The organism is Pseudovibrio sp. Ad46 (genome assembly GCF_001623065.1).
Lineage (GTDB): Bacteria > Pseudomonadota > Alphaproteobacteria > Rhizobiales > Stappiaceae > Pseudovibrio.
The window spans coordinates 66,015-74,600 of the sequence record NZ_LMCG01000043.1 but is presented as its reverse complement, the minus strand read 5'-3'; the positions used below and the strand labels follow the sequence as shown (position 1 = coordinate 74,600).

General features: G+C 53.3%; 8 protein-coding genes and 1 tRNA gene. All 9 read right to left on the bottom strand.

From position 1 onward, the window contains the following. Nucleotides 1–367: 367 nt before the first annotated feature. Nucleotides 368–443: transfer RNA gene (locus PsAD46_RS11180), tRNA-Phe, on the bottom strand. 199 nt (nt 444–642) lie between these two features. After that, nucleotides 643–2,031: a M20 family metallopeptidase gene (locus PsAD46_RS11175; protein WP_063306880.1), complete on the bottom strand. Its 1,389-nt coding sequence runs from the start codon at nt 2,029–2,031 to the stop codon at nt 643–645. A 33-nt stretch (nt 2,032–2,064) separates the two neighbouring features. Next, complete coding sequence (locus PsAD46_RS11170; protein ID WP_063306879.1) at nt 2,065–3,135, bottom strand: 3-carboxy-cis,cis-muconate cycloisomerase; 1,071 nt, start codon at nt 3,133–3,135, stop codon at nt 2,065–2,067. Nucleotide 3,136: 1 nt separating this feature from the next. Beyond that, a complete protein-coding gene (gene pcaF / locus PsAD46_RS11165; RefSeq protein WP_063306878.1) occupies nt 3,137–4,342 on the bottom strand; it encodes a 3-oxoadipyl-CoA thiolase in 1,206 nt (401 codons plus the stop codon). Continuing rightward, the gene (locus PsAD46_RS11160) at nt 4,342–5,133 is read right to left on the bottom strand and encodes a CoA-transferase subunit beta (RefSeq protein ID WP_063306877.1); all 792 of its coding nucleotides are present in this window, start codon (nt 5,131–5,133) and stop codon (nt 4,342–4,344) included. The genes pcaF and PsAD46_RS11160 overlap by 1 nt, the downstream gene beginning before the upstream one ends. Continuing rightward, nucleotides 5,130–5,984 carry a CoA-transferase gene (locus PsAD46_RS11155; protein WP_063306884.1) on the bottom strand — a complete coding sequence of 285 codons (855 nt, stop codon included), beginning with the start codon at nt 5,982–5,984 and terminating at the stop codon, nt 5,130–5,132. Before PsAD46_RS11155 ends, PsAD46_RS11160 begins: the two co-directional genes overlap by 4 nt. A 9-nt stretch (nt 5,985–5,993) precedes the next feature. Next, nucleotides 5,994–6,605, bottom strand: coding sequence for a protocatechuate 3,4-dioxygenase subunit alpha (gene pcaG, locus PsAD46_RS11150; RefSeq protein WP_063306876.1), 612 nt, complete (start codon nt 6,603–6,605; stop codon nt 5,994–5,996). 1 nt (nt 6,606) lies between these two features. Beyond that, entirely contained in the window at nt 6,607–7,365 is a 759-nt protein-coding gene (gene pcaH / locus PsAD46_RS11145; protein ID WP_063306883.1) for a protocatechuate 3,4-dioxygenase subunit beta, read from the bottom strand. Further along, nucleotides 7,349–8,548, bottom strand: coding sequence for a 3-oxoadipate enol-lactonase (gene pcaD / locus PsAD46_RS28805; RefSeq protein ID WP_063306875.1), 1,200 nt, complete (start codon nt 8,546–8,548; stop codon nt 7,349–7,351). Before pcaD ends, pcaH begins: the two co-directional genes overlap by 17 nt. Between the last annotated feature and the right edge of the window lie 38 nt (nt 8,549–8,586).

The following is an 8,586-nucleotide window of genomic DNA, read 5'->3' as shown; positions in this document are numbered from 1 at the left end:
GAGCATCGTGGAGAAAGCTGCGCATCCAATTAGAAGATAAGAACCTGATTGAGCCGGGCCTTACTCTTTATGGTCTGCGGCATACGGTGGCGACCATTTTGCGGGAGATTGGGCTGAATGACAGAGACCTTGCCGCTGCGCTGGGACATGAAACAGAAGCGATGGCACGGCTTTATGCAAAAGGAGCTGATTTGCGCAAAAGCATGTCGGATATTGCAGTCCGATTTGAGAAGGAAATCACTCTGCGCGGGGAAGAGTTCAGTAAGCAGTTAGAGCAAAAGTGTCAAACCATGCCGGAAAAAGTGTCAAACCTTAAGAAAGCTGAGCGAATGCTCACTTTATTATCTAGTAATTTCAAGAAGATAAGTGGTGCCCGGAGGCGGATTCGAACCACCGACACGCGGATTTTCAATCCGCTGCTCTACCAACTGAGCTATCCGGGCACATTCTGCTAGGTCGGTTTGTTTCCCGTCCTGCGAAGGTGAGCGTCTTATAGGGTGCCAAATTTCTCCTGTCCAGCAGGCAAATGCATTTTTTACAAAGAAATCTGTTTTCTCCACTGCCTGCTCACCTTTTTCTCTTAAGCGCCTTAAATCATGAGGGTTTTATCCCAAAATGAGCCTCACGACGGCATTGAATAGCCTAAGTAGGTGCCCCTTTTTCCGAAATATCCCAAAATAGCGCCACCATATTTCGCATGGCATCGCGAGCAACCGGTTTGAGAATATGCTCATTGGGCGCATGTTGCGAACAACCAGCATAAGAATGCGGAACCCAAACGGTTGGCAGGCCCAATGTTTCTGCAAAGCACTCATTAGGCAAGGAGCCAGCAAGGTTTGGCAAAAGGTGGGGTGTCTTGCCACTGGTTTCTTCCAGGGACGCCATCACCATGCGCACCCAAGCATTATCTGGCGAAAGGCGCGTTGCATGAAAGAAGCCGCGATCTTCCTGCCTTATCTCGACATTATTAAATCCATTGGCATCCAGATGCGCACGCAAAGATGGGACGAGACCCTGTACATCCGTTCCCACGACGTAGCGCAGCTGGCAAACTGCGAAGGCATAACCATCAATCGCGTTTACTGGTGCTTCTGGTACGCCGCTCTTCATTGCGAGCACGGCAAAGGAGTTCCAGCCAAACACACGCTCGGCAGGGGTGAGACCCTCCTCTCCCCAATTCTCGTTTATGGTCGGGCCTTGACTATCACCAACGGGAAGATCACTCAGAGCTTCCCTAATGTCTGGTGTCAGGCTGGTTGGGCGCCAACTAGGAATCTGGATTTGACCGCGTTTGTCCGCGATGCAGGAGATTGCATTGGCAAGAATAATGGCGGGGTCTGCAAGCAGCCCGCCCCAGTTGCCTGAGTGATTGGCACCGTCACGCAAGTTTACTTGTAGTGTGAATGTTTGCGCACCACGCGCACCGGTGAAGACTGTTGGTGTATCCGATTGCAAGCGCGGCCCGTCAGAGGCGATCAGCACATCTGCTGCCAACATCTGCTTGTGTTCATCGAAGAACTCTTGCAGGCCAGCGGAGCCGGTTTCTTCAGAAGTCTCAATGATCACCTTACAGTTGAAGTCAAGTTGCTTCTTTTCCTGCAAAAGGCAACCCAAGGCCTGAAGGTTAATGAGATGCTGGCACTTATTGTCAGCGGTACCGCGCCCATAAATGCGCTCGCCGTCTTCTTCCAGAACGAACGGGTCTCTTCCCCCCATCCAGTTACCGGCTTGTCCGCGCACAACATCTCCGTGCCCATAGGTCAGAACTGTCGGGAAACTTGGATCTTCGATACGTTCACCGAACAAGAAAGGGCCACCAATCGGATTCGGATTGTCGAAGATGTGCGTTTTGAAGCCAAGACGCTCGAGAAGTGGTCGCATCTCCTCTTTCAGATAACGCATCAATTGGTGTTTTTGGTAGGGTTCCTGACTTTCCGTCGGAATAGCGATTAATCGGGCCAGGTCAGTGAGGAATGCGCCGCTGTCGAAATATGTTTCCGCCCGTTGGATGGCTTCATTGCGACTGGACATTCTCATTCTCCCTTTCAGACTAGGTGCGCGCAGTTAATCACTTAAGGGGGTTCCAATCCACTCTGTTTGTTTCAGCAGCTTTAATGCACTCTGAAGACCAGCACCCGTTGCAATGCACATGCCGGGCAGGGTCATCCACTCCAACGCCCAAGCTGAGCCAGAACGCTCTTGTTCATGCACCAAGGCGCTATGCATCGCAGAGACCTGGGTGCTGTTGTAACGGGCAAGTGTCACCAGTAATTCAGCGTTGATCGGATTGTGTTTGTGGGCCATGGCTGAGGAGCGTCCACCACCGGAAAGTTTAATTTCCTCAAGACCCTGTTGGGCCATCAAAGCGACATCCGTACCAATCTTGCCAAGGCTGCCGGAGATCATGGAGAGAACGTTTGCGTAATCCACCATGTTGTCCCGCTGCGTGTGCCATGAGTGCTCCGGAACTCTCAGGTCCAGCTCTGCCGCCATATGCGCGGCGATAGCAACTACGTGTTCGCCCTGAGCATGGCTTGTTCCTACAGGTCCGCCAAACTGGAGCACTGCAACCTCCGCAGCGACATCATCTAGCCGTTGATAGTGCCGTTTCAGCGGTTCAATCCATGTGGAAATGCGGTCACCCGCCGTTATTGGCAGCGCGGCTTGCATGCGCGTTCTGCCCATCAACGGATAATCGCTATTCGCCGATTTCACAGTCTCAAGTGCAGCGATGACCGCAGACAAGCGCTTTTGCAGAATTTGAGAGGTTTTTCGTAGAGCTAACGCCAGTGCGGTGTCCATCACATCCTGACTGGTGGATGTTTTGTGGCATTCAGCGGCATATGGCTCACCAACACGCATGCGCAGTTGCTTGATGAAAGCCGGGATTGGTAGGCCATCTTTTGCGACGCCTGCCTTGATCCGCGTTATGTCAGGCGCAAACCCTTTGCAGCCAGCAAGCACAGCGTCCTTTGCTTCGGCTGAAACGAGAGAATGTGCGAACAAGGCCTTGGTGAGAGCCACTTCATAAGCCAGATAGTGATCCAGAGTTGATTCCAGAGCAAAGGCGCGTTGCACGTCCTCATCTCCAAACAATCCGCTCCACATAGGATTGGTGAAGAGGCTCACACTCACATTAGTCCCTTTCCAGCGCGATCGCGATGCCTTGACCAACTCCAATACACATAGTGGCCAGTGCGCGTTTTTTGCCTTGCAGGCTCAGTTCCAACGCTGCGGTTCCGGTGATGCGTGCGCCGGACATGCCTAGTGGGTGGCCCAATGCAATCGCCCCGCCATTCGGGTTGATATGAGCTGCACCTGCATCCAACCCCAGTTCGCGCAGAACTGCAATCCCCTGACTTGCAAAGGCTTCATTGAGCTCAATGACGTCAAAATCAGAAGGTTGCAAATTTAACCGCGCGCATAGTTTTTGCGCTGCAGGAGCAGGGCCAATGCCCATAATACGCGGCGCAACACCGGCTGTTGCTCCGCCAAGCACGCGCGCAATCGGGGTCAGACCATATTTTTTGACCGCTGCTGCAGAGGCAACAATCAACGCAGCAGCGCCATCGTTGACACCTGAGGCATTACCCGCAGTCACGCTGCCATTTTCACGAAATGGTGTCGGCAGTTTTGCAAGTTTCTCGGCAGTCGTCCCTGCGCGTGGGTGCTCATCAGCGGACACGATAATCGGATCGCCTTTGCGCTGAGGGATTGTGACCTCGATGATCTCCTTGGCAAGGCGGCCATTTTCTTGTGCAGCCGCTGCTTTAGCCTGTGAGCTCGCGGCAAACGCGTCCTGATCAGCCCGGGAGACCCCAAAGTCTTCAGCGACGTTTTCACCAGTCTCAGGCATACTGTCGATGCCGAACTGCTTCTTCATCTTCGGATTCACAAACCGCCAGCCAATGGTGGTGTCGAACACTTCGTTGGCACGTGAAAACGGTGTGGTCGCCTTTGGCATCACAAATGGCGCACGGGACATGGATTCCACGCCGCCAGCAATCACAAGGTCGCATTCACCTGTCTTGATGGCACGAGAGGCCGCAATGACAGCATCCATGCCAGACCCGCACAAACGGTTCAGCGTCGTACCAGGTACGGCTTCTGGCAGACCTGCCAGCAGCGCGACCATGCGAGCCACGTTGCGGTTGTCCTCACCAGCCTGATTGGCACAGCCGTAGTACACTTCGTCAACGGCTTCCCAATCAACTGAAGGGTTCCGCTCCATCAACGCTTTAATTGGCAATGCGCCAAGATCGTCCGCCCGAACAGAAGACAGCGCGCCCCCATAACGACCAATCGGTGTTCTAATATAATCGCAAATATATGCCTCAGACATCAGGCCGTCTCCACTCTGTTACCCGCATGCGCCGCCGCCGTTCGCGCTTTTAATGCGCGCAGAACAGACAGTTCCTCCTCAGTCGGCACAGGGGTCTCCTGCAAATCCTCCGAGAACCGTACAGCCCAAGACACTGTTTGTTGCACCCGTTCTTTGGTCGTACCCGGATGAAGCGAAACCACTGTCAGCTCTTTGGTAACAGGGTCAGGTTTCCAGATGGCAAGGTCGGTGATCAGCAGGGTTGGGCCTTTTGTGGTGATGCCCATGCGTGTGCGATGGTCCCCTCCTTCTCCGTGCCCAAAGGAGGTGAAAAAGTCCAGTTTCTCTACAAAACCACGCTTGCTCTGCTTCATGGTGATGTAAGTTTCCTGAGAGGAAGAGGAGATCTCAGGCGCTCCGCCGCCGCCAGGCAATCTTACCTTTGGATTGTCGTAGTCACCCACCACGGTGGTGTTGATGTTGGCGAAACGATCAATCTGCGCTGCCCCCAGAAAACCGACTGTGATCTTGCCACCTTGCAGCCAGTAGCGGAACATCTCGGTTACTGAAACCGTCGTCAGCGCTGTGTCACAAAGCTCACCATCTCCAATGGAAAGCGGCAGAACGTCTGGTGCTGTGCCAATCGTTCCACTCTCATAAATCAGCGTAATGTCTGGTGCATGAGTTAAACGGGCGATGTTACAGGCAGCAGATGGCGGGCCGATGCCCACAAAGCACACATCCGTGTTGTTCAAGGCGCGGGATGCCGCGATAGCCATCATCTCATCCGGGGTAAAGTCTTGTGCTGTCACGGAGTTACCTCCAGCCCTTTGATGCGGTCAGCAAACACCTCTGGTCCCTGCTTCAGCACGTGTTCTTCCATCCATGCCTGAAACCTCTCACGATCTGCTGCGATCGGATCCCAGTCGATATACATCTTGTTGTCTCTGCCGTAATACCCTTGCGCATAAGACGGATGTGCCCCGCCGCGCACTTCGCAAATAGCGGAGACGGTCCAGTGTGGCAGGATGCACGCGTTCATATGCGTATCCAGCTCATCAACCACTTCCTCAACCGTCACTATGGAATGCGTAGCAGCCAGCACGGTCTCCTTCTGGACACCCACTATTCCTTCAATCAGCACGTTGCCTTTGCGGTCAGCTTTAAGAGCATGGATGAAAGCAACATCAGGACGAATGGAGGGAACAGCAGCCAATTCCTCACCCGTGAAAGGGCAATTTATTTTTTTGATATTCGGATTTACGCGCTGAAGTTCTGTACCCATATAACCACGAAACACGGCGCATGGCAGGCCAGCAGCCCCAGCTTCATATGCATTGGCAAGAGCGGCGTGGGAATGCTCTTCAATCTCGATGGAGCGCGGCCAGCCGTTTTCGATTGAATCACGCACACGTCGCAACAATCCAACACCCGGATTACCCGCGTAGGAGAAGATCAATTTCCTGACCAGCCCCATGCCGATAAGCTGATCATAAATAAGATCAGGCGTCATACGAATGACAGTAAGTTCATCAATACCCTGCCGGATAACTTCGTGGGCAGCGGCGTGGGGAATGAGATGCGTAAAACCCTCAAAAGCGGCAGTGTTGCCGCTTTTGAGGTATTTCTTGACCGCATCTTTTAAAGACAGAAATTCAGCCATATTTATCAATCAGATATCAAAGAAGACGGTTTCGTTGTCACCCTGAATGTAAATGTCAAAGGTGTAGGTATCGCCGGATTGCTTCGCGATCAGCGTTGATACGCGCACGCGATGTTCAACACGGCCAAGCACTGGATCAGCCGCATTGGCTGCCTCTTCTTCCGGGAAGTACATGCGTGTATTCAGACCAACGTTGATCCCACGCGCAACAATCCAGAAGTTGATATGTGGCGCTTGTGGCCTGCCATCCGGAAACGGTACAGCGCCCGGTTTTACAGTCTCAAAACAGAACTCGCCACTATCCAGATTGACCGGCTGGCGTCCCCATCCGGTGAAGTTGGGGTCAGATTCGCCGCGCGTCTCCGACGGACTGTTGAACAGACCTTCACTATCCGCCTGCCAGATTTCCAGCATGGCGTCTTTCAAAGGTGTTCCTGTTCCGTCAAACACACGACCTTTGATGGTAATGCGCTGGCCTTTGGTTTGCACATTCACCATGCGCGCGCCAAGGTCTTCTTTGAAGACCCCTGTGTTCCCGATGAAATTCGGGGTACAGCCGATATGAACGTACGGACCAGCCGTCTGGCTTGGGCTTTCTTTCAGATACTCCAGCTTTGTCATATCAATTGCCCTCCATACGGTTTTCAAACATGGTCGAGCGACGGCCACGCAGGACGATATCAAAACGGTAAGCACGAGCGTCCATTGGCACACAATGGTTCATGTCCAGCTTAGCAACCAGCATCTCAATCGCAGCCGGATCATTGATCGTCCTCACAATCGGACACAGCGGAATATGAGGATCGCCCTCAAAATACATCTGCGTGATCAGGCGCTGTGCGAAACCGGAGCCAAAAAGCGAAAAATGGATGTGGGACGGGCGCCAGTCATTCACCCCGTTTGGCCACGGATACGGGCCGGGACGAACGGTGCGAAAAGCATAGTATCCATTCTCGTCGGTGATGACGCGACCACATCCGCCGAAGTTCGGGTCAAGCGGCGCAAGATAGCCATCTTTCTTGTGGCGGTAGCGGCCACCAGCGTTGGCCTGCCAAACTTCTACCAGCGCATTCGGAACTGGTCTGGCTTCTTCATCCAGAACATGACCATGGACGATGATGCGCTCTCCCTGCGCACTTTCACCAGGCTTGGCATAGTTCTGCACCAAATCGTGATCCAGCTCACCCAGTATGTTGTGGCCGAAGACTGGTCCGGTGGTTTCGCTGATTGTATTTCCGAGAGACAAAAGCGCCTTTTGCGGAGACCGCAACACGCTCGTTTTGTAGTTAGGCGACAATGCCGGAGGATGCCAGTTCCGGTCTCGCGGAAAGAACGGACCAGCATTGGTCGTTGGCTTGCTCATCTCACTCCCCTGACGCATCAAGCTGCGCGAAAACATTTTTGACGACTTTGATGGCGCTGTTTGCGGCTGGCACACCGGCATAAATTGCGGTGTGCAGCAGAGCTTCGCTTATATCTTCCCGTGTTGCCCCGGTGTTTCTTGCAGCCCGCACATGCATGGCCACCTCATCTAGGTGCCCTAACGCAGCGAGAAGCGCAATAGTTACAATGGACCGTTCTCGCAATGTCCAGTTGTGCCGCGACCACACATGCCCCCAAGCCGCTTCAGTGATAAGCTCCTGAAAAGGCGCATCAAAACTGCTCTTTTGAACTTCAGCAGCATTCACGTGAGTGTCTCCCAACACTCTACGTCGTGTCTGCATGCCTTGTTTGTAAATTTCGCTTTGCCGCAGTTCACGCTGGTCAACCCTGTTTGGCCAACGAGAAATCGCCTGCCGAACAAGATGCGCCAGATACTCAGGTTGCTCCAAACTTGGCAGATGTCCGCAGTTTCCCACCCGCTCATATTTAGCGTTCGGAATGAGGCTTGCCATCTCCTCAACCAGTTCTGGCGGTGTAGACTGGTCGTCCTCACCAGCAACGCAGAGAACAGGCACGTCAATCTGTGCGGCCTGACAGGTCAGATCAGCGTCCCGAATGGCTGCACATGTGCCGATATATCCGTCCAAAGGTGTTCGGCACAAAAGATTCCGATATCCTGCAACTGCTTCTGGCCATTTTGCCTGAAAGCCCGCTGAGAACCAACGAGACATCACTGTATCAGCGATCCCCTCCATCCCGTTGGCCTCAATTGCGTTGATACGCTCTTGCCACGTCTGTGCGTCACCGATGCGCGGTGCGGTGTCACACAGGATCAGCCCGCTCACCAGATCAGGCCGGGCGGCCTGCAGCGCCATTGCGATCATGCCCCCTACAGATACACCGCAAATCACTGCATTCTTGATGGACTGGCTGTCCATGAGCGCAGCAAGGTCACGCATATGCAAGTCAATCGAATACCGCTCATCGCCAACACTAGAAAGACCATGCCCACGTTTATCATAGGTCAGAACTTCGCCTTGATGCCCGAGATGAACCAGAAATTCATCCCAAATGCGAAAGTCCGTTCCCAATGAATTAATCAGAACAAGCGCTGGTGCTGCTGACTCTGAATTGGTCTTACTGAAGTGAAGCGTTGTAGAGTTTAATTCTATGAAGTGCATGCGCATCCCCCTAAACGGATCAATTGCATGTCTGTTTC